Here is a 21,709-nt window from a genome sequence, read left to right on the forward strand (position 1 = left end):
CTCGTGCCGGCCACCGACCTAGCGGACGTAGCGATCATTGGGCTGGCGTGCCGATTCCCCGGTGCCACCGACCCCGGGGAACTCTGGCGCCTACTGCGCGACGGGCGAGAGGCCACCCGGCTGCCGTGCGACACCGCGGAATTCGACGCGGACTTCTTCAACCTGTCGCCGCGCGAAGCCGCCGCGATGGACCCCCGCCAAAGGCTGGCCCTGGAACTGGCCTGGGAGGCGCTGGAGCACGCGTTCGTCGTGCCGGAGACCCTGCGCGGCGAGCGGGTCGGCGTCTACCTCGGGGCGATGACCGACGACTACGCGGTGTTGACGCTGGGGGAGCACCCCGACCACCACAGCTTCGCCGGGATCAGCCGGGCGCTGATCGCGAACCGGATCTCCTATGCCCTGGGGCTGCAGGGCCCGAGCCTCGCTGTCGATTCCGGCCAGTCGTCCTCCCTGGTGGCCGTCCACCTGGCATGCGAGAGCCTGCGCGCGGGCGAGTCCGAGCTGGCCCTCGCCGGCGGCGTCCACCTCAACCTGGCGCCCGAAACGGCCGCGCTGGAAAGGGAATTCGGTGCGGTGTCGCCCTCCGGGCACACCTACGCCTTCGACGCGCGCGCCGACGGCTACGTGCGCGGCGAAGGCGGCGGCCTGGTGCTGCTGAAGCCGTTGCGCGCCGCCCTGGGGGACGGGGACCGCATCCACGCCGTCATTCGCGGCAGCGCCGTCGGCAACGCGGGGCACACCGCCGCCGGGCAGACCGTGCCCTCGGTCCCGGCGCAGGCCGACGTCATCCGTCGCGCCCTGGGGGCCGCCGGGCTCGACGCCGACGGGCTGGACTACGTCGAGGCGCACGGCACCGGCACCGAAGCCGGCGACCCGGTCGAGGCCGCGGCGCTGGGCGAGGTGTTCGCCGGGCGCCGGGACCCGATCGCGCTGGGTTCGGTGAAGACCAACATCGGTCACGCAGGCGCCGCGGCGGGCATCGCCGGCCTGCTCAAGACGGTGCTGGCGCTCGAAAACCACGCCATCCCACCGAGCCTCAACTACGTCACGCCGTCGGCCGACCTGGACGCCCTGGGGCTGCGGGTCAACACCGCGCTAGAGCCCTGGCCGCCGACGGCCGACGTGCCGAGACGCGCCGGGGTGTCGTCCTTCGGGATGGGCGGCACGAATGCCCACGTGATCGTCGAGGGCGCCCCCGATCCACCGAAAAGCCCTGCCGCCGAACGCGATCCGGCGCCGTCGGTGTGGGTGCTGTCGGCCCGCTCGGGACGCGCGCTGGCCGGCCAGGCCGCGCGGCTGCTGGCGCACGTCGCCGACGAGCCGGCGCTGCAGGCCGGCGACGTGGCGTGGTCGCTGGCGACGACCCGGTCGGTCTTCGAGTGCCGGGCGGTGGTGGTGGGCGCCGACCGCGCGGCCCTGACCGCCGGGCTGACGGGCCTGGCCGCCGGCGAGCCGCGCCCCAACACGGTGGTTGGCCGGGCCGGCGCGCCGGGCAGGACCGCGTTCGTGTTTCCGGGTCAGGGGGCGCAGTGGCTCGGCATGGGGACCGACCTGTACGCCCGGTTCCCGCTGTTCGCAAAGGCTTTCGACGAGGCCGCCGAGGCGCTGGACGCCCGGCTGCGGCTCCCGCTCAAGGACGTGATCCGCGGCGGCGACCCAAACCTGTTGGACAACACCGAGTTCGCCCAGCCGGCGCTGTTCGCCGTCGAGGTCGCGCTGGCGGCGCTGCTGGCGCACTGGGGCGTCGTCCCCGACGTCGTGCTGGGCCACTCGGTCGGCGAGATCACCGCGGCCCACGTGGCCGGCGTGCTGTCGCTGGCCGACGCCGCCACCATCGTCGCGGCGCGGGGACGGCTGATGGCCGCGCTGCCCGACGGCGGCGCGATGGTCGCGGTGGCCGCCGGCGAGGCCGAGGTCGCCGCCATGCTCACCGACGGAGTGGCCGTCGCGGCGGTCAACGGCCCCGATTCGGTGGTGCTCTCGGGTGCGGAGGCCACCGTCGGCGCCATCACCCGAACGCTGGCGCGGCGGGGCAGGCGGGTGCGTCGGCTGGCGGTCTCCCACGCGTTCCACTCGCCGCTGATGGACCCGATGATCGACGACTTCGCGGCGGTGGTCGCGGACATCACGCCGCACGAGCCACGAATCATGCTGGTGTCCAACGTGACCGGACAACCGGCGGGACCCGGATACGGGGTCGCGGACTACTGGGTCGAGCACGTGCGCCGCCCGGTGCTGTTCGCCGACGGGGTGCGGGCCGCCGAATCCTTGGGCGCGGACGTGTTCCTCGAAGTCGGCCCGGGTAACGGCCTGGGCGCCGCGGTTGAGCAATCCCTCACCACCGACGGGCCCGCGGCCGTGGTCACGCTGGCCAAGGACCGCCCCGAAACCGAATCGCTGCTCGCCGCCGCCGGCCGGCTCTTCGTCGCGGGCGCACCAATCGACTGGCAAGCGGTCCTGCAGTGCGGCCACCGCGTGCCGCTACCGACGTACGGCTTTGCCCGGCAACGCTTTTGGGTGGACGCCCACCCACACTCGCCGTCGCCGGCGGCGACCGGGACGGCCGAGCTGACCGAGCATCTGCAAGGACTGGCGCCCGCCGAGCGGCATCGCGAGCTGGTCGAGCTGGTGCGAGCGCACGCCGCCGCGGTGCTGGGGCACTCCGGTGGCCACGCCGTCGACGCCGAACGGGCGTTCCAGGATCTCGGGTTCGACTCCCTGACCGGGGTCGAACTGCGTAACCGGTTGCGGGCCGACATCGGGCTGCCGCTGTCGCGCACCCTCGTCTTCGACTACCCCAACCCGGCGGCGCTGGCCGATCACCTGGCCCACCAACTGCTGCACGGTGACCACCGGGAGTCGGACGAGGACCTAATCTGGTCGACTCTGCGCAAGATTCCGCTTCGCGAGCTTCGGCGAACCGGACTGCTCGACAAACTATTGCTGATGGCCGGCGACCCGGAGAAGCCGCTCACCGACCCGACGGTCAGCGACGACACCATCGACTCCCTGACGCCGGAGGCGCTAATAGCGCTGGCCCTCGATTCCGATGACCCCGACGGCACCCGTCGCTGATCTTGACGAAACTCCTGATTGCGGAATTGAATACGCGGCGCGCTTAAAACGCTTATTTGACAGACGTTGAATATCAAGCACTTTGCGATATCGCGCCAAAACTTCTAAACTTCCCACGTTAATGTGCGGGTCTCAGCGGGGGTGTGAGAGCAGCGACTTTCGTCCAGTCACAACCTTAAAGGCAGGGGCATGAGCGTTATCGCGGGTGTGTTCGGTGCGCTACCACCGCATCGGTATAGCCAGAGCGAAATCACCGACCAATTTGTCAACTTCCCGGGACTCAAGGAACACGAAGAGATCATTCGGCGTTTGCACGCCGCCTCGAAGGTCAACAGCCGCCATTTCGTCCTGCCGCTGGAGCGCTACGCGACGCTGACGGACTTCGGCGAGGCCAACGAGATCTTCATCGAGAACGCCGTGAACCTCGGCTGCGAGGCCCTGCTGGGCGCACTCGACGAGGCCGGCCTGGAACCCCAGGACATCGACCTGATCGCCACCACCACGGTCACCGGTGTCGCGGTGCCGTCGCTGGACGCCCGGATCGCCGGGCGCCTCGGCTTGCGGCCGGACGTGCGCCGGCTGCCGCTGTTCGGCCTGGGCTGCGTGGCCGGCGCCGCGGGTGTGGCCCGGTTGCACGACTACCTGCGCGGCGATCCCGACGGCGTCGCCGTGCTGATCGCCGTCGAGCTCTGCTCGCTCACCTACCCGGCGATGAAGCCGACGGTGTCGGGGCTGGTCGGCAGCGCGCTGTTCGGTGACGGGGCGGCCGCGGTGGTGGCCGTCGGCGACCGCCGCGCCGAACGGGTCCGCGCCGCCGGCCCGGATATCGTCGATTCGCGCAGCCGCATGTACCCCGAATCGCTGCACATCATGGGCTGGAACGTGGGCTCCTCGGGTTTCCAGCTGGTGCTGTCGCCGGAGCTGACGAACCTCATCGACCAGTACCTGGCCGACGACGTCAACGGCTTTTTGGCGATGCACGGGCTGGCCAAGGACGACATCGGCGCGTGGGTGACCCACCCCGGTGGCCCCAAGGTAATCGACGCGATCACCCGCAACCTCGAGCTCGAACCCGACGCGCTGGAACTGACGTGGCGGTCGCTGGGTGAGATCGCCAACCTGTCGTCGGCCTCGGTGCTGCACATCCTGCGCGACACCATCGCCAAGCCGCCGCCGAGCGGCAGCCCGGGGCTGATGCTGGCGATGGGCCCAGGGTTCTGCTCCGAGCTGGTGCTACTGCGCTGGCGCTAGCTCGGCCGGCGCGACGACCGGAATTCCTTTGGGAGCGGCCATTGCTCGGGCATAGGGGCTCACTCGAGCAGCTCCGAGAGCTCCAGCCATTGCGCCTCCATCATGGCGGTCTCGTCCTCGAGCTCGCGCAGTTCCCGCGTCAGCCGCGTCAGCCCGGCGTGGTCGGACTGGTCGTGATCGGCGAGCTCGTGATGCTTGTCCGTGATTTGCCCGGCCAGCCGCGCCAGCCGGCGGTCGACGGAGGCCAGCTCCTTTTCCGCGGCGCGCCGCTGCGCGCCCGCCGGTCGTGCCGCGCGCGGGGCGGGTGCTTCGACGTTCTGCGACGCCGCCAGCCGCAGGTATTCGTCGATGCCGCCGGGCAAATGCCGCAGCCGGCCGTCGAGGATCGCATACTGCTGATCGGTGACCCGCTCGAGCAGGTAGCGGTCGTGCGATACGACGATCAGCGTGCCCGCCCACGAGTCGAGCAGATCCTCTGTGGCGGTGAGCATGTCGGTGTCGACGTCGTTGGTGGGCTCGTCGAGCAGCAGCACGTTCGGTTCCGACAGCAGCGTCAGCATCAGCTGCAGGCGGCGGCGCTGCCCGCCGGACAGGTCGCCGACGCGCGACGACAGCTGGCCCCCCGAGTTGCGCCCGCCGAATCCGAGCCGCTCCAGCAGCTGGGCCGGGGTGACGTCGCGCCCGTCGACCTGGTAGCCGCCGCGCAGCCCGCCCAGCACGTCGGCGATCCGCTCGCCGGCGACCGCGTCCAGCTCCTCGCCCCGCTGGTCGAGCACGGCCAGCCGGACGGTCTTGCCGCGCTTGACGCGCCCGGTGTCGGGTGTGACGGTCCCGGCGATCAGGCCCAGCAGCGTCGACTTGCCGGCCCCGTTGGCCCCGACGATGCCGGTGCGTTCGCCCGGGGCGATCCGCCATTCGACGTCGCGCAGCACCGGCCCGTCGCCGAACGAGACCGATACGTCGAGCAGGTCGACGACGACCTTGCCCAGCCGCGCGGTCGCCAGCCTGGCCAGCTCGACGGTGTTGCGCAGCGGCGGCACGTCGGCGATCAGCTGGTTGGCGGCGTCGATCCGGAACTTGGGCTTGGAGGTCCGCGCCGGCGGGCCGCGGCGCAGCCAGGCCAGCTCCTTGCGCAGCAGGTTCTGCCGCTTGGCCTCGGCCGCGGCGGCCACCCGGTCACGTTCCACGCGTTGCAGCACGTAGGCGGCGTAGCCGCCCTCGAACGGCTCGACGATCCCGTCGTGCACCTCCCACGTCGCGGTGGCGACCTCGTCGAGGAACCAGCGGTCGTGCGTGACCAGCAGCAGCCCGCCGGCGTTGCGGGCCCAGCGTTGCCGCAGGTGGCCGGCCAGCCAGGTGATTCCTTCGATGTCGAGGTGGTTGGTGGGCTCGTCGAGGGCGACGACGTCCCATTCGCCGATCAGCAGCCGGGCCAACTGCACCCGCCGGCGCTGCCCGCCCGACAGCGTGGCGACCGTAGCGTCCCAGGCGATGTCTGAAACCAGCCCGCCGACGACTTCGCGCACCCGCGGGTCGCTCGCCCACTGGTGTTCGGGCGCGTCGCCGACCAGCGTCCAGCCGACCGTGTGGTCGTCGTCGAGGGTGTCGGCCTGGCTCAGCGCGCTGACCCGCAGCCCACTGCGGCGGGTGACGCGCCCGGCGTCGGGCGCTAATTGCCCGGTCAGCAGGTTCAGCAGGCTGGACTTGCCGTCCCCGTTGCGCCCGACGATGCCGATGCGCGCCCCGTCGTCGACCCCCAGCGTGACCGACTCGAACACGACCTGGGTCGGGTATTGCAGACGTATGCCCTCGGCGCCCAGTAGGTGTGCCACCGGGCCATTATTCGAGGGTCAGCAGCGCGTGGTCGACGTGGGTACGGGTGTCGGGGGAGGTCTTGCCGACGATCGCGTTCAGGAAGCGGGCCGCGAGGTCGCGCACCTTGAGGTTGGATTCCTGGGACCGCCACACCAGGATGTCGAACGCCCGCTCGGCGGTGATGCCGTAGGCGCTCATGAGCACACCCTTGGCCTGCTCGATGCGGGCGCGGGCGTCGGCCACGGCCTCGAGGACGTTGGTGATGTCGGTGTGCAGCGAGTCGGTGACGTCGACGTAGAAGCCGGAGGTGCCGATCAGCGCCCCGGTGCCGTCGGTCATCCGGTCGCCGGCGACGACGAGGCAGTGGGTGCGTCCGGCGGTGTCGATGATGCGGTGCCGGCTGCTGAACGGCTTGCCCTTGTGGACGTTGTCCAGCACGGTTGCGCAGCGCTCGCGGTCGTCGGGGTGCTTGTGCTGCAGCAGCAGTTCCGTGGTCGGCTCGACCTCGCCCGGCTCGTAGCCGTGCATGCGCGCGACCGGGTCCGACCATTCCCAGCGCTGGCCCTCGAGGTAGAACCGGAAGCGGCCGACCCGCTGCGGGTCGCCGAGCCCCAGGACCAGATCGACCGCGCCGAGCTCTTGCTCGACGAGGTCGGACATGAGCGCCTCGCGCCGCGCTTCCGAACGGTCCTCGCCGGCCTGCCCGTCGCGATCCTCATAGGTGTCACCCTCGAAGTTCACACTCATTGGCTCAAAATGCCCATTTTCATGCTCATCCATGCACGGCGCTGCGAGGTTTTTGGCGCGTCAGCGCACCCGATACTGCTCGGCGTCGCGGTGTTTGAACTCGAGCCCAAGCCCCGGTGTTTGCTGGTCGGGCCGCAGCGCCCCGCCGTCGGGGTCCAGGGCGCCGTCGAAGAGCAGGTGCTCGATGCGGTGGTGGTCGTGGAAGTACTCGAGGTGGCGCAGGTTGGGGATCGCGGCGGCGACGTGGGCGTGGAGGTTGGGGGCGCAGTGCCCGGAGACGTCGACGTTGTGCGCGGCGGCGACGGCCGCGGCGCGCAGCCAGTCGGTGATGCCGCCGCAGCGGGTGACGTCGATCTGCAGGCAGTCGACCGCCTCGGCGGCCAGCATCCGGCGGAAGTAGCTGAGGTCGTAGCCGTATTCACCGGCGGTGACGTCGGGGGTGACCTGGTCGCGCACCTCCCGCAGCCCGGTCAGGTCGTCGGAGGACACGGGTTCCTCGAACCAGGTGACGTCGTGGTCGGCCATGGCGTGGGCGACGCGGATCGCCTGCTTGCGGCGGTAGCCGCCGTTGGCGTCGACGTACAGCTCGGTGTCGGGCCCGATCACCCTGCGCGCCAGGGCGATTCGGTCCAGGTCGCGGCGCTCGTCGGAGCCCGAGGACTCGCCGATCTTGATTTTCACCCGCGGGATCTTCCAGGCGTCGACCCAGCGCTCGAGCTGGGTGCGCGTCTGGTGCTCGTCGTAGGTGGTGAACCCGCCGCTGCCGTAGATCGGCACCTCCGGGCGAACCACCCCGAGCAGCCGGCACACCGGCAGGTCGAGGAGCTTGCCCTTGACGTCGAACAGCGCGGTGTCGACGGCCGAGATCGCGCAGGACGCCAGGCCGGGGCGCCCCATGTTGCGGATCGCTTTGACCATCGATTCCCAGGCCCCGGTGATGTCGAAGGCGCTGTGCCCTTTGACGGCACCGGCGAGCGGCCCGGTGATCAGCTGGCCGCAGGCGCCGGCGGCGTAGGTGTAGCCGATCCCGCGCCGTCCGCCCGCGGCCACCTCGGCCAGCACCAGCGTGGTCGACGACCAGGCGAAGGTACCGTCGGCTTCCGGTGCGTCGGTGGGGATTTCGTACACCTGCGCGGTGATCTCGTCGATGCAGGCGTCGGGGCGCACCATGGCAGACCTCCTAGATGTCCAAAGCGGCGCGGGCGGAGGCGGGCAGGGTATGCCGGGTGATCGGCGCGGCGATCCGATGGCGCAGGCGGGCCAGCGCGCCCAGCGCATCGTCGGCCTGCGAGGGCTTGGCGGTCTTTGCCCGGCGCGCGTCAGCGGCCCCGGCGACGGCGAACAGGCCGGCGATCGCGGCGCTGGCCAGCGTCAGCCGCCGCGACCGGCGGTCCAGCGCGGCCCACACCAGCATCGTGGCCGCGTGCACGAAATCGACCTCGGCGCCCAGGGCCAGGGACACGGCGTCGGGGCGGACGTCGGTCGCCGCCGCCTGCGCCAGCAGTCGCGCCCCCAGGATGCGGGTAACGGCCTGTTCGCGTGTCGTTGCCGTTTGTCCGGTGATCAGCCGCAGCAGCGGGCTGGGGACGGCGAGCAGCACCGCCCCGTAGACGATTCGCGCCCAGGCGGTCATCGGGCCAGGCGCCGCGCCAGCAGCCCGCCGAGGGCGCCCAGCGCGCCCAGCGCTCCGGCGCCGCCTGCGACGGGGTGCTGGGAGAGCCACACCTGCGGGCTGTGGGAGTGGGACTTGTCGTCGAACTCGCCATGGGCGCCGTGGTCGCTGCCGGGCTCCTGGTCGACCGGCTCCCACAGGTTGCTCGGCTGTTGGCCGTTCACGCGTTCCCCGGTCTGCTGCGAGTCGTACCCGGTGCGGCCGAGGTAGCGGTCCAGCAGGGGAGCGAGGAACTTCTGCCCGAGCAGGGTGACCGCGGTGCTGTCGCCGACCCAATACTGCTTGCGCTCCGGGTGATCGGCGGCGTAGGCGACGCCCCGGGCGGCGACTTCGGGCTGGTAGATCGGCGGCACCGGCTGGGGATGGCGGGGCAGCCGGGACAGCACCCAGGAAAACTGGGGCGTGTTGACCGCGGGCATCTGCACCACGGTGATCCGCACGTTGGAGTCCTCGTGCAGCAGTTCGCAGCGCACCGATTCGGTGAACCCGTTGACGGCATGCTTGGCGCCGCAGTAGGCCGACTGCAGCGGGATGGATCGCTGACCGAGCGCCGAGCCCACCTGCACGATCGTGCCGCGGTCGCGCGGCTTCATCTTGGCCAGCGCCGCCATCGTGCCGTACACGTAGCCGAGGTAGGTCACCTCGGTCACGCGCTTGAACTCCTCGGCGGAGATCTCCCAGAACGGCGCGAACACCGACGTGAACGCGACGTTGACCCAGGTGTCGATCGGGCCGAAGGCCGCCTCGGCCTCGTCCGCGGCGGCGGCGACGGCCTTGTAGTCGGCGACGTCGGTCGGGATGGCCAGCGCCTTGCCGCCGCCGGCCTCGACGTCGGCGGCCGCCCCCTCGAGTCCGGCGGCGCCGCGTGCGAGCAGGGCGACGTTCGCGCCGCGCTGCCCGAACAACTGGGCGGTGGCGCGGCCGATGCCGGCGCTGGCTCCGGTGATCACCACTGTTTCTGTCATCGCGAAATGCCTTTCTCTCTCAGTCGTGGTGGATGGCGTCCTCGGCCAGGGTGGCCGTGCATTCCAGCAGCAGGGCGTGCGCGAACGCCTGCGGCAGGTTGCCGCGCAACTGGCGCTGCCGGACGTCGTATTCCTCGCAGAACAGCCCGGGCGGGCCGCACGCGGCGCGGTTGCGTTCGAACCAGCGCATCGCGCAATGGGCGTGGCCCAGTTGATCTTCGGCCAGCGCCATCATGAACCCGCACAGCAAGAAGGCGCCCTCGGCGTCGCCGAGGTCGCGTTCGTCGTGCCGGAAGCGGTAGACGTAGCCGTCGCGGGCGAGGTCCCGGCGCACGACGTCCAGCGTGGCCCGGGTGCGCGGGTCGTCGGCGGGCACGGCGCCGCGCACGGGCGCCAGCAGCAGCGACGCGTCGACCCCGGTCAGCTGCGGGCTGCGTTGCCAGTAGCCGTCGTGCGGGTGCAGGCTACTGGCGGCGGTGTCGGCGAGGATCGCATCGGCCAGCGAGGCGCACGTGCTGACCTCCGCGCCGGCGCCGGCCACCTTGGCGATGGCGCGCAGCCCGGCCACGCAGGCCAGCCGGGACTGCGTCCAGTGCTGGTCGTCGACCTCCCAGATCCCGGCATCCGGCTCGCGCCAGCGCTTTTCGATGGCGCCGATCGCGGCCTGCGCGGCGCGCCAGCCCTCGGCGTCGAGCCGGTCGGCGTCGCCGGCCCGGGCCAGCAGCTGCAGCGCCTCGCCGAAGACGTCGAGCTGGAACTGCTGGTTGACCCAGTTGCCGATCTTGTCGGTGCCGCCGGGGTAGCCGGGCAAATCCAGCGTTTCCTCGCTCGGCACCGCGCCGCCGTTGACGGTGTAGGCGGGCTTGAGGTGCGGGCCGTCCTCGAGCAGCCGGGCGCCGACGAACCCGACGGCATCGTCGAGCAGCTCGGTCGCCCCCACCGCCGCGGCCGCGACGCCCGCGTACACCTGGTCCCGGATCCACGCGTAGCGGTAGTCGTAGTTCTGGTTGGTGTGCGCGCGTTCGGGCAGGCTCATGGTGGCCGCCGCGACCATGCCCCCGCCGCTGCTGGTCAGCCCGCGCAGCACCGCATACGAGTGGCGGCCGTCGCGGGGCGCGATGGTGCAGCTCAGCTCCGGCATGCTGCGCTGCCAGGTGGCCGCGGTTGCCTCCCAGGCGATGTCGGGATCGGGTGGCTCGTCGGGCAGCGTGCGTTCGGACAGCTCCAGCACGAAGTCGTGGTGGCAGCCCTCGTCGATGGTGAGCTCACAGGTCAACAGCTCGCCGCGGTCGCGCGCAGAGTGCGCCGGCCGCGCCTCGCCACCGCCGCACCAGCGCCACCGCAACCGCCCGGACCGCCCGCTCCACAACCCGTCGTCGAGGGACGGGTTCCCGAGGCCGTGGCGGCCGAATGCGGCGCTCGGCCGCAGCAGGACCCGCACTTGGGCCGTGCCGCGGCAGCCCGTCAACCGCCGCAGCAGCACCACCCGGTCGGGGTCCCCGGGAAAGGCCAGCGCCTCACGGCATTCCACGATGCCGTCGCGGGTAGTCCAGCGGTTCCGCCAGATCAGGCTGCCCGGCTCGTAGTAGCCGCCCCAGACGTGCCGCACGTCGGTCGGGGTGATCGCATAGACCCCGTCGCCGCCGATCAGGGCGGAGAAGACGCCCTCGGATTCCCACCGCGGCGCGCACATCCACGCAACGTCGCCCTGCGGCCCGAGCAGCGCGCCGCGCTCGCCGTCGGCGATGAGCGCGTACTCGCGCAGCACCCGGGGCGGGAAGGCCGCCTCGACGTCGTAGGTCTGTTCAGCCACGCGCTCCCGCCTTCGACCGGGCCTGGGTGTCGGGGCGGATCTGCCCGGTGGCCATCCGGTCGGCCAGCCGCGAGGCCAGCGCCATGATCGTCAGCGCCGGATTGGCCGAACCCTGTGTGGGGCAGACGGATCCGTCGGCGAGGAACAGGTTGGGCACCCCCCACACCCGGTGATCGGAGTCGACCACCGAGTTTTGGGGGCTGGTGCCCATGCGGGCGCCGCCGATCAGGTGGGCGAAACGCTGGATGGTGAGCACGTCCTGGGCGTCGGCGGCCTGCAGGATGTCCGCGATCACCTTGGTCGAGTACTCCATGTTGGCCTTGTCGTTGTCGCACAACGTGTAGTCGAACCGGGCCACCGGGATGCCGTAGGTGTCCTTCTCGTCGGCCAGCGTCACCCGGTTGTCGGGCCGCGGCAGCAGCTCGTTGAGCACGCCGATGGTCGCCCAGTGGTTGTAGTCGCGCATGTACTCCCGCAGCGCGCGGCCCCAATGCCCTTCGGCCATCACGTGTTCGGCCCAGCCGATGGGCAGCGGCGACACGGTCTGGATGGAGAAGCCGCGGGCGAACCCGCGGGCGGGGTCGGTCTCGTAGAACTGTTCGGAGGACACCTCCGGCGGTGGTGCCTTGTACATCCGGACCTCTTCGGACCACCGGCCCGCGGACTGCGTGGCGCCCTGCACCATCACGTAGCGGCCGACCTGATCGTCGTTGTTGCCCAACCCGTTCGGGAAGCGCTCGCTGGCCGAGTTCAGCAGCAGCCGCGGCGTTTCAATGGAATAGCCGGCGATCGCAACGGCTTTGGCGCGCTGCAGCCGCTCGGCGCCGCCGGCCTCGTCGTAGTAGACCACGCCTTTGGCCACACCGGTCTCGTCGAGCTCGACGCGTACGGCCATGCTGTCGGCGCGGATCTCCACATCGTGCGCCAGCGCGTCGGGCAGATGCGTGACGTACGGGCTGGCCTTGGCGTTGACCTTGCAGCCCTGCAGGCAGTAGCCGCGGTAGATGCAGTGCGGCCGGTTGCCGAAGGTCCCGTTGACGATGCCGACGGGTCCCACCCGCATCTCGATGCCGAGCTTCAGCGCGCCGTCCCACAGCTTGGCGGCGGCACCCGAAATCGGGTGCGGGGCAAAGGAATACCGATGGGGGTCACCCCACGGCCAGTTCTGGCCGGCCACCGGCAGCTCGAGCTCGATGCGCTCGTAGTGACGGCGGACGTCCTCGTAACGGATCGGCCAGTCGGCGCCCACGCCGTCGAGGCTGTAGGTCTGAAAGTCGCTGGGGTGAAAGCGCGGGCAGTACCCCGCGTAGTGGACCATCGAGCCGCCCACGCCGCGCCCGGAGTTGTTCTTGCCCAGCTCGATCGGGTCGTCGCCGCCGATGATGCGCTTCTGCGTCCAGTACAGCTCGTGCGAGCCGGCCTCGTCGGACACCCAGTCCTCGTCCGGGTGCCAGAACGGGCCGGCCTCGAGGATGACGATCCGCCAGCCCGCGCGCGCCAGCCGTTGCGCCAGCACCGATCCGCCGGCACCCGCCCCCACGACCACGAGGTCGACCTCGTCGTCGTCGCGGTAGCGGCGCATGGTCTTTTCGCCGGGCAGGTCGCGCGAATGCACGTCGAGCAGGAAGCGGGAATCGTTGTCCTTCGGCCCCACCGCCCCCTTGAGCAGGCCGCGCCAGAAGTCGCCCATCACACCTCACCGTTCTTCACGACCTGGACCGGGTCTTCGTCGGTGGCGCCGGGGGTTTCGAAGGGTTCGCGCGCCGCGGCCGGCCCGGTGGCGCCGCCGAGGCGCATGAACCCGCGCGGGTAGGCCGGGCCGCCGAACCCGATCTCGTTCCACGCCCAGGGGTGGGAGTAGAAGCCCGACAGCGTCATTCGCATGCACACCGACCACGCGCGCTTGACGTTCAGCCGGTCCCAGGTGCCGCCGTCGAGCTTGCCCTGCGAGAACTGGCCGATGATCTCCTCGCGGATGTCGGGTCCGGCCGCGGCGAACGAGGTCTTGCCGTAGCGGCTCGACGCGGTCTCGTCGAGCGCGCGCAGCACCAGCCGCCACGTGTCGCGATCGTCGGGCATGTCGGCGTACTGGTAGCCGTCGAGGCGCCCGTCGGCGAGCTTGGCGTCGACGGACTCGGCGACCGGCACCCGGGGCTCGGTGTACTGCGCCAGCACCGTGTCGCAGAAGGCGCGCAAGCAGGGCTCCTCGCCGGCGCTGAAAAACCGCAGCGGGCCGGGCGGCTCCAGCCGGGCCAGCACCACCTTGCGGGTGGCCTCGTCCCAGGTGTCTTTGGTCGCCAGCACGTCGAAATCGGGGTAGCGGCCGATCATCTGCGGGGTGGTGCCGCGGCGTTGCCGCGGCAGCCAGGACGGGTGCGGGGCCTCGCCGTCGGGGCGCAGGTTGGGCAGGTGGTCGGGGCGTGCGGTGTCGGCCATTCGCGCTTACCCCCGGAACCGTTCGCGGCGCAGGATCGACGCCAGCAGCCCCATCCCCCCGACCATGCACATCAGTCCCGGCGCCGCGATCGGCGGGCCCATGGGAACGTTGTAGGACGCGTGTTTCCAGCCGCCCGGTTTGCGCGCCACCCCGCGGGCGTGCAGGTACTCGCCCATCAGCCCGTTGGCGGTGTAGATGCCGGCGGTGATCGGCAGCCACAGTTTGGCCCAGCGCCGCGAGAACACCCCGCCGATGCCCGCGACGACCACCGGCGGGGTCACCACGATCGGGCTCCACATCCATTTGTTGCCGAAGCTTGCCTTGTAGTGCTCGAAGTAGATCTCGGCCGTCGTGACGAGGGCCGCCATGGCCGTCAGGCCGGACAGCGAGCGCTCGAAGCGGCCGTGGGCGACGTTGTACAGCGCCCGCTCGGTCAGGTGCTCGGCCTCATCCGTGCGCCGTCCGCCGTTGCCTAACAAGAACATTGGTTGCCCTTCCTCGGTGGTTTGGTGTTGCCGAGCCTCGCTCCCACACGCTCCGGCAGCCGAACCCGGTCGCGACGACGTGCTGAGATAGCCGTCCCGAGAACTGGTTGGCGCCCAGCTGTGTGTTTCAACCGAGGGGTCCTGACGGCATGCGGGCATGCGTCGCGAACCTTGCGCCATCGGTAGATACCCCGTTGCGCCGCTGGTTAACCGGGAAGATCACGGGCGGGCGCCGCCCTCGCGGACGGTACGATTAGCCGCGCAGTTCCCGGCTACCCTCGGTGATCACCCGAAGGAGCGCCCATGATCACGTTGGACCGCCTGGTGAACGTGCTGGGCGGTTATGGGGTCCGGCTGCGTTGGTCCTCGCTGCCGCGCACGGCTGAGCTGCGCAGCGTGGTGGTCCACGAGCCGGCCGCCGAGGGCCAGGTGATGGGGGATTTGCTGCTGGCGATCGGTGCCCGGTCACCCGCCGAAGCGGCGCGGTGGGCGGCCGCGGCGCGGGCCGCGGTGGTGGTGATGCGAGACGGCGGGGAACCGATCACTTTCGAGGGTGAATCCGATGTCGGCGCGGTACTGGTGATCGACGAGTCGGTGCCGTGGAGCGAGGTCTCCGCGGTGGTCTACGGCCTGGTACTCGAGGGCCGCGAGACCGAATCCGGACGTGGTCCCACCGACTTGTTCGCGCTGGCTGACAGCCTGGCCGACGCGGTCGGCGGTGCCGTGGTCATCCACGATCGGCTGTTGCGGGTGCTGGCGTATTCGCGCTTGCAGCAGCACGCCGACGCGGCACGTGTCGAGACGATCCTGGAGCGCCAGACACCGGAATGGCTGCGCGAATTCTACGAGCGCCGAGGGGTGTTCGCGCACCTGGAAGCGCGCGACGATCCCCTGTTCGTGGCTCAGGACGCCGAGCACGGGTTCACCGGGCGGATGGTCGTGGCGGTGCGCTCGGGACGACAACTCATGGGCTCGGTGTGGGTGGCGTGCGCGACGCCGCTGGATGACGCCGCGCGCACCGCCCTGGCCGAGGAGGCGCACACGGTGGCGCTGCATCTGCTGCGCTCGCGCGCGAGCGCGGATCTGGAACGCCAGGTCGAATCCGACCTGGTGATCCGGCTGCTGGAGGGAAGCGCCGACGCCGCCACGCTGGCCAGCAGACTGGGCCTGCGCGGGCGCCTGCGGGTGATCGCGCTGCAGGCGTCGGGCGGCCCCGACCGCGACGGCGCTCTGCTGTTGGCTTTTGAGCGCGCCACCACCGGGTTTGGCTGGTCACGGCCGGGCCGCAGCGCGTTGGCGGGCAACACCGTCTACACCGTGCTGCCGGGCGAGCAGCCCACCGCGGCGCGGCGCTGGGTGGCGGGCCTGCGCGCCGCGCTGCCCGACCGGGTGACGGTGCTGGCCGGCATCAGCGGCCCCGCCGATGCGGTCGAGCTGGCCGCCGCCTGCCAGGAGGCCACCGAATGCCTGGCGCTCGACGAGGCGTCGCCCGGAGCCGCGCCCCCCGCCTATGACGGGTCGTGGGACGACATCGTGCTGCGGCGGCTGCGCACCGCGGCGCGCTCCGGCCGGTCGCCGACGCGCGGACCGGTGGCCGAGTTGCGCCGCCACGACCAGGCCAACGCGACCGGCTACGTGGCGACGCTGCGCGCGTGGCTGGAGGCCCAAGGCGACCCGGCCGCGGCCGGCGAGCGCTTGGGCGTGCACGAAAACACGGTGCGTTACCGGTTGCGCAAAATGGCCGAGATCACCAACCTGCCGCTGGACGATGCCCGCAAGCGGCTGGCCATGATGATCGAACTCGCCGCTCTCGACACCGATTAGCCCGGGCCGTTGTCGGATGGCGACAACGGCCCGCGGCGGCGTTGTCCGGCTGGGGCAATCCCTCCGCGCTCGCCCGCACCACCATGGGATCGGGAGACCAAATCCGGATTGTGGAGGTGTGTGTGATGGTCGGCGTCGAGCGAATCGGCGGCGGACCCCGATCGGCGATCGTCGTCGGCGCGGGCATCGTGGGATTGTCGACGGCCTGGTTCCTGCAGGAGCGCGGCGTCGAGGTCACGGTGGTGGACGGCGCCGACGAGCCCGTCGGCGCCTCGTGCGGTGACGGGGGATGGGTGGCCCCGGGACTGGCCCTGCCGTTGAACTCCCCGGATGTGTTGCGGCCCGGGCTGGGCGCGCTGCGCGACCCGGCCGCCCCGCTGCACTTCCCGCTGACCGCCAAGACGGGATTGCGGGTGTTTTTGACCCAGTTCCTCGCCAGCAGCGCGCACTCACCGTGGCAGCGGGCAATGCGGGCCAACATGCCGCTGAACGAAGACTCCATCGAGGCGTTCGACGTGCTCGTCGCCAACGGGGTCGATGCACCCGTGACCGCCACACCGGTCACCGCCGCATTTCGCACCGCCGCGGAGGCGGAGCACCTGCTGTGGCAGCTTCGCCAGCGCGAAAACGCCGGGCAGACAACCTATGTCACCGGGTTGTCGGGTGACGCGTTGCGCGAGCAGATACCACTGGCCTCACCGGGGATCACCGCCGCGCTGAACATCAACGGTCAGCTGTTCGTCGACCCGCGCCGATTCCTGGACGCTCTGACGCGCGCGGTGGTGCATCGGGGGGCGCCGATACACCGATTGGAAATCGCCGACGTCGTCAGCTCGGACAGCGGTGTCGCTGTGCACTCGCGTCGCCGGGTGCTGACCGCGGACGCCGCGGTGATCGCGACAGGGGCGCGACTGGTTCAGCTGGCGGGCCGCTGGTTGCGGGTCCCGGTGCAGGTCGGTCGCGGCTACTCCTTCACCGTGCCCGTGGACAATCCGATGCCGGCTCCCGTCTACCTGCCGCACGCCCTGGTGGCATGCACACCCTTCGAGGGCGCCATGCGCGTCTCCGGCACGCTGGATTTTCGTCACCCGCATCGCTCGGTCATCCGGGAACGGGTCGGCGCGATCGTCGCCTCCGTCGCCCCCTTGTTGGACGGCGTGTGCTGGGACGATCTCGGCGACGTGCGGGCGGATGCATACCCGCTGACACCCGATGGTCGTCCCCTGATCGGCGAGGTGTCGCGCGGTGTCTACGTCGCCGGCGGACACGGCGTATGGGGATTGACGCACGGGCCGGTGACCGGCCGCCTGCTGGCCGAGCAGATCACGACGGGCAAGCAACCCGAGGTGCTGGCCGAGTTCGATCCGCTGCGCCTGAGCGGCGCCCGGGGGGACTAACCCCACAAACCACGTCTGGACCCGAGGGCCTGAGTCCTCGGGGGCGGTGCTTGTCGCCTCCGACCCGACGGCCCCCTCCTGAGACCCTCCTGCGAAAGGAACCAGCACGATGACGAGTACCCAACGGTGGTTGACGCGGCAGGAATATGCCCGTCTGCAGCACGAGCTCGCCACGCTGCGACGCTGCACCCGGGGTGGCGGCGACCTGCTGACGTGCGACGTCGACCTGATGGCGCGGCAAACCCGCATCCGCGAGATCGAGGCCTTGCTGGACGGTGCGGTCGTCGACGGGGATCCCGTCGGTCAGCCCGTCGCCCGGCCGGGCATGGTCGTGACGATCCGCTACGACGCGACCGGGGAAACCGACACCTTCCTGCTCGGCAGGCGCGGCGCCGGCGACCCCGACATCACCGCCTACTCGATGGCATCGCCGCTGGGCCGCGTGATCGTCGGTGCGCGTCCCGGTGACCAACGCATGTACGCGATCCCGCATGAGACGGGTCGCGCCGTGACGCTGCTGGAAGCCGTGCCTTACGAGTTGTATCGGCCCAAACCGCCCGTCCCGTGACGGGTGATCTCAATTACCGGTAACCACAAGTGATATCGAGGAGTTTTTATGCTTATCGGCAACAAACGCTGCCATCGTCCCGGCATGTCGCTGCGCACACACTTCCAGCCCGGCCTGCTCGTAGTGCAGGTGACGGGGGCGATCGAAGCGTGCAACGCCACCCGGCTGAGCGACTACATCGGCGATCTGGCGAAGCCCGACCGGCCCTTGATCCTCGATCTTCGGGGTGTGGATTTCATCAACAGCGACGGCTTTTATGCGCTGGTCAGGATAGCCGAGTACGCGCATCGGACGGGGATGGACTGGGCGCTGGTAACCAGCGAGGCAGTCGATCGGCTCCGCAGTGTCACGCGCAGCACCTACCGGCTGCCCGTCACGGCCTCGGTGGACGAGGCCATGCGGCAGTTGACATTTCGCCACCCCGGCTGGTCCCCACCACGTCGGGTTGTCACGACGACGAAAGAGCTCACGAGATGCTGACGCGAGGAGACGGTTCGCACACAACGCAATTGACTCATGAGCCGACGAAGGAAGAGGTAGTGAATATGGTCGCGATCGAGTGGCTTGACCAGGACAGTCTATGGGCCCTTTCCAGGCGGATGGACAAGCTGGGCGTGTTGTCGGTGTACGTGAACGCAGATCCCCGCCGCGACCCGAATTCGCAAGCGGCGGCGATCGACTTGAAGAACCGGTTCCGGGAGTTGCGCAGCCGGGTTGCCGAGGACAGGGGCGCTGAACGCGGCCGCGATGTGGTTGCCGCGCTCGACCGGCTCTGGCCGCAAATCGAGGACCTGACAAGCCCGACTGCCTCGGGGCGAAGCCGAATCGCGTTCGCCGCGTTGGACAGTGGCTGGGTGCTGCGGCTCAAGAGCGCGATGCCGGTGCCCAATCGGGTGGTATTGGGCGACGGCCCGTTCATCCACCCGCTGCTGGAGTTGCTCGACGAGGGTCGGGCGGCAGGTGTCGTCCTGATTTCGGCGCAGGAGGCCCGGATGTTCGAATGGCGGGCCGGATCATTGCAGTTGCTGAGGCGAATCGAACAGCCTTATGTTCAGGCGCCGCATGAGCGAGCCGGCCAAATCGGGGGCGGTCCCGACGGGCAGTTTCACACGCCGATGCGCGAACAGCGCCAGGCGCGCGAACGCGACCGGATGCTGCAATTTTGTGGAACGAGTCGCCGAAATGGCAGCGGATCTGGCCGGATACCGCGGCTGGGAGCGGATACTCGTCAGTGGCGGCGAACGCTGGACCGAGCCGACCGTCGCGAGATTCCCCCGGGCACTTCGTGGCAAGGTATTCGCGGATGCGCGGATCTTCAACGGGCGCAACGATGACGAACTGGCCATGGCAGTGACGGACTGGGTTCACGACCAGCACGCCGAGCACGAGCGGCAGCTCGTGGAACACGTGCGCGACGTTGCCGGGTCGGGGCGCGCGGCCCTGGGTTTGTCCGAAGTGACCGCAGTGCTCAACGCCGGCAGGGCCGCACACCTCCTGTACGACCCTCAGGTCCGCTACCAGGGGACGGTGGGCGCCGACGGGTCGCTTTACGGTGGAGACGAGGCCGGCCCGAACGGACATCCGGTGACCCGGGAGCCCCGGTTGACCGAACGGCTGGTCGAACGGGCACTGATGACCGGCGCCCGGATCAGTCCGGTAGACGGCGCTGCCGACACCGGACTAAAGGACGCCGAGGGCGTGGCCGCGTTGCTGCGCTGGTAGGCGCGCGCCACAAACGCAGGCGGTCCTTTTGTCGCGGTGTGACAAGGCGGCCAACGCGATTCGTAGCAGCATGGATTTCGGACGCTGGCATCCATAAGCGAACAACCGAGAAAGGCAACTCATGACATCCACCCCGTACGCCGACGCCGCACGCGTCCGGCGGCCGGCGACGCACACAGCGCGCCTGCGGTTGAAGCCGACGTCGAAACGGGCGGGCCCGGTGCGCGGTCACGTGCAAGGGGCGTGGTGGCCGCACTCGACATTGCTCGCCGACGAACTCCCGTCACTGCTCGAGGCTTTCGCGCGACGGGTGGGTGTGATCGACCGCGTCGCGTATCACCAAAGCGATTGGTCGCCGGCAATTTCGAGCCCCGACGGCGAAGTGATTCTCGATCCCGGTGCCGAATCGCCCGATGTCGTGTCGGTGTTCGGTGAGCCCTTCGGCCGGCTGCGGCTGCTGCTGGTATCTCCCTACGCCGATCCCAGCGACGCGTACACGGCGATGACGACGGCGGCAAGCCCCGGCGATGCCTCGACCCCCGACCAACTGCTCGGTCACTCCGCACGTCGGGCCGAAGATCGCCGCAACGCCCTTATCGCGTTGCAGCGCTGGGAATCTGACGGGGGAGCAGTTTGTGGTGCTCGATGACGACCGCCCGAAAAACGAAGGAGTAATGATGATGACGTCAACGCTGCGTCTGGGCCGGATTGCCGGCGTGGCAGTCGGTGTCCACTGGAGCGTGCTTGCCATCGTGGCGCTGCTGGTCGTCGGTTTGTCGACGCACTTCGGCGGGATGGTTCCGGGATATCCCTGGGCGGCCTACCTGCTGGTCGCGTCGCTGGCCGCCGCGCTGTTCGTGCTGTCCCTGCTGGCTCACGAGATGGCCCACGCGATCGTGGCGCAACGCAACGGCGTCGAGGTGGAGGGCATCACGCTGTGGCTGCTCGGCGGGGTCGCCCGGCTGCGCGGTGAAGCCACCACGCCGGGTGCGGATTTCCGCATTTCCGCGATCGGCCCGCTCAGCAGCCTGCTGGTGGCGGCGGTGTTCGGCGCCGCGGCGTGGGCGGCTGAGCACGCCGGCATGAGCGCGCTGGTGGTGGCGGTGCCGAGCTATCTGGCTGCGATCAACGTGGTGCTGGCAGTGTTCAACTCGATCCCGGCGGCGCCGCTGGACGGCGGTCGGATCCTGCGCGCGGGCGTTTGGGCGTGGCGGGGCGATCGCCTCGCCGCGACGGTGGTGGCCGCCCGGGCCGGGCGGCTGTTCGGATTCATCCTGATCGCGCTCGGCATTCTCCAGGCCATCGGCGGCGTGGGCGGCCTGTGGTGGATCCTGCTGGGATTGTTCGTGGTCACCATGGCCAGCGCCGAGGAGCACCAGGCCCGCACCAGCACCGCGCTGGCCGGGATCCGGGTCCGGGACGTCATGGCCGAGCACCCCGAGACCGCGGACGGCAACGCGACCATCGCCGGGTTCCTGCGCGACATCGCGCTGCTGCGCCGGCACTCCTCATTTCCGCTGCTCGACGACGCCGGCAGGTTGCAGGGCCTGGTCACGCTCAACCGGATCCGCGGCGTGCCGGCCGAGCGGCACGCGACCACCCTGCTGAGCGAGGTGGCCTGCCCGCCGGACGAGATTCCGCGGGCCCGCCCCGAGGAACCGCTTGCGGAGTTGCTTCCCAGGCTGAGGGGCTGCACCGACGGCCGTGCCCTGGTGTTCGCCGGCGACGCCATGGTGGGCATCGTTTCCCCCAGCGACATCAGCCGCGCGGCGGCACTCCACGGCCTGGGCGTGCAGTTCGGCGCCGGGGGCGCCGACATCGCCGAATTGACGTCCCGGCGACCGGGCGCAGCGCTGGTCAACTGAGCCGTCGGCGCCCCGCGCCCGTGGTGTGAACTGATCACTGCGCCCCCGCCGAGCAAACCCCCAGGCCAGCACC

The 21,709-nt window shown here is 70.5% G+C and carries 17 protein-coding genes and 3 pseudogenes; 11 read left to right on the forward strand and 9 right to left on the reverse strand.

Going from position 1 to position 21,709, the window contains the following annotated elements:
• Positions 1-3: 3 nt before the first annotated feature.
• Positions 4-3,075 (forward strand): type I polyketide synthase, encoded by a 3,072-nt coding sequence (locus AC5Y43_RS23225; RefSeq protein WP_499976444.1) that lies wholly within the window; start codon positions 4-6, stop codon positions 3,073-3,075.
• Positions 3,076-3,258: 183 nt separating this feature from the next.
• Positions 3,259-4,326 (forward strand): annotated as a pseudogene (locus tag AC5Y43_RS23230) (type III polyketide synthase); the annotation flags it as partial.
• A 59-nt stretch (positions 4,327-4,385) separates the two neighbouring features.
• On the opposite strand, the gene AC5Y43_RS23235 reads toward AC5Y43_RS23230, so the two are convergent.
• The 9 genes from AC5Y43_RS23235 to AC5Y43_RS23275 all read right to left on the reverse strand — a co-directional run bounded on the left by AC5Y43_RS23235 (position 4,386) and on the right by AC5Y43_RS23275 (position 14,260).
• The gene (locus AC5Y43_RS23235) at positions 4,386-6,158 is read right to left on the reverse strand and encodes an ABC-F family ATP-binding cassette domain-containing protein (protein WP_499976448.1); all 1,773 of its coding nucleotides are present in this window, start codon (positions 6,156-6,158) and stop codon (positions 4,386-4,388) included.
• Between the two features lie 7 nt (positions 6,159-6,165).
• Positions 6,166-6,801 carry a PAS and ANTAR domain-containing protein gene (locus AC5Y43_RS23240; RefSeq protein WP_499976573.1) on the reverse strand — a complete coding sequence of 212 codons (636 nt, stop codon included), beginning with the start codon at positions 6,799-6,801 and terminating at the stop codon, positions 6,166-6,168.
• Between the two features lie 147 nt (positions 6,802-6,948).
• Positions 6,949-8,058 (reverse strand): enolase C-terminal domain-like protein, encoded by a 1,110-nt coding sequence (locus AC5Y43_RS23245; protein WP_499976450.1) that lies wholly within the window; start codon positions 8,056-8,058, stop codon positions 6,949-6,951.
• 10 nt (positions 8,059-8,068) lie between these two features.
• Entirely contained in the window at positions 8,069-8,521 is a 453-nt protein-coding gene (locus AC5Y43_RS23250; protein WP_499976452.1) for a hypothetical protein, read from the reverse strand.
• A complete protein-coding gene (locus tag AC5Y43_RS23255; RefSeq protein ID WP_499976455.1) occupies positions 8,518-9,525 on the reverse strand; it encodes an SDR family oxidoreductase in 1,008 nt (335 codons plus the stop codon). The genes AC5Y43_RS23250 and AC5Y43_RS23255 overlap by 4 nt, the downstream gene beginning before the upstream one ends.
• Before the next feature lie 19 nt (positions 9,526-9,544).
• Positions 9,545-11,338, reverse strand: a complete 1,794-nt coding sequence (locus tag AC5Y43_RS23260) for a glycoside hydrolase family 15 protein (RefSeq protein WP_499976457.1) — start codon at positions 11,336-11,338, stop codon at positions 9,545-9,547.
• Positions 11,331-13,028, reverse strand: a complete 1,698-nt coding sequence (locus AC5Y43_RS23265; RefSeq protein ID WP_499976460.1) for a GMC family oxidoreductase — start codon at positions 13,026-13,028, stop codon at positions 11,331-11,333. The genes AC5Y43_RS23260 and AC5Y43_RS23265 overlap by 8 nt, the downstream gene beginning before the upstream one ends.
• Positions 13,028-13,774 carry a gluconate 2-dehydrogenase subunit 3 family protein gene (locus AC5Y43_RS23270; RefSeq protein ID WP_499976462.1) on the reverse strand — a complete coding sequence of 249 codons (747 nt, stop codon included), beginning with the start codon at positions 13,772-13,774 and terminating at the stop codon, positions 13,028-13,030. The genes AC5Y43_RS23265 and AC5Y43_RS23270 overlap by 1 nt, the downstream gene beginning before the upstream one ends.
• A gap of 6 nt (positions 13,775-13,780) precedes the next feature.
• On the reverse strand, positions 13,781-14,260 hold the full coding sequence (locus tag AC5Y43_RS23275; protein ID WP_499976464.1) for a hypothetical protein: 480 nt from the start codon (positions 14,258-14,260) through the stop codon (positions 13,781-13,783).
• Between the two features lie 303 nt (positions 14,261-14,563).
• On the opposite strand from AC5Y43_RS23275, the gene AC5Y43_RS23280 reads away from it, so the two are divergent.
• The 9 genes and pseudogenes from AC5Y43_RS23280 (at position 14,564) to AC5Y43_RS23320 (ending at position 21,636) form a co-directional block, all read left to right on the forward strand.
• Positions 14,564-16,084 (forward strand): PucR family transcriptional regulator, encoded by a 1,521-nt coding sequence (locus tag AC5Y43_RS23280; RefSeq protein ID WP_499976466.1) that lies wholly within the window; start codon positions 14,564-14,566, stop codon positions 16,082-16,084.
• A 125-nt stretch (positions 16,085-16,209) separates the two neighbouring features.
• Positions 16,210-17,481 (forward strand): NAD(P)/FAD-dependent oxidoreductase, encoded by a 1,272-nt coding sequence (locus tag AC5Y43_RS23285; protein WP_499976469.1) that lies wholly within the window; start codon positions 16,210-16,212, stop codon positions 17,479-17,481.
• 109 nt (positions 17,482-17,590) lie between these two features.
• Positions 17,591-18,049 (forward strand): GreA/GreB family elongation factor, encoded by a 459-nt coding sequence (locus tag AC5Y43_RS23290; protein WP_499976471.1) that lies wholly within the window; start codon positions 17,591-17,593, stop codon positions 18,047-18,049.
• A 48-nt stretch (positions 18,050-18,097) separates the two neighbouring features.
• The gene (locus tag AC5Y43_RS23295; protein WP_499976473.1) at positions 18,098-18,529 is read left to right on the forward strand and encodes an STAS domain-containing protein; all 432 of its coding nucleotides are present in this window, start codon (positions 18,098-18,100) and stop codon (positions 18,527-18,529) included.
• Positions 18,530-18,924: 395 nt separating this feature from the next.
• Positions 18,925-19,137: pseudogene (locus AC5Y43_RS23300) on the forward strand (baeRF10 domain-containing protein); the annotation flags it as partial.
• Positions 19,138-19,231: 94 nt separating this feature from the next.
• A pseudogene (locus tag AC5Y43_RS23305) lies at positions 19,232-19,366 on the forward strand (baeRF10 domain-containing protein); the annotation flags it as partial.
• A 27-nt stretch (positions 19,367-19,393) separates the two neighbouring features.
• Positions 19,394-19,771 (forward strand): hypothetical protein, encoded by a 378-nt coding sequence (locus AC5Y43_RS23310; RefSeq protein ID WP_499976586.1) that lies wholly within the window; start codon positions 19,394-19,396, stop codon positions 19,769-19,771.
• A 121-nt stretch (positions 19,772-19,892) separates the two neighbouring features.
• On the forward strand, positions 19,893-20,420 hold the full coding sequence (locus AC5Y43_RS23315; protein ID WP_499976475.1) for a DUF5994 family protein: 528 nt from the start codon (positions 19,893-19,895) through the stop codon (positions 20,418-20,420).
• 31 nt (positions 20,421-20,451) lie between these two features.
• Positions 20,452-21,636, forward strand: a complete 1,185-nt coding sequence (locus AC5Y43_RS23320) for a site-2 protease family protein (protein ID WP_499976478.1) — start codon at positions 20,452-20,454, stop codon at positions 21,634-21,636.
• The last annotated feature ends 73 nt before the right edge of the window (positions 21,637-21,709 follow it).

This window comes from Mycobacterium sp. NGS57 (genome assembly GCF_059812405.1).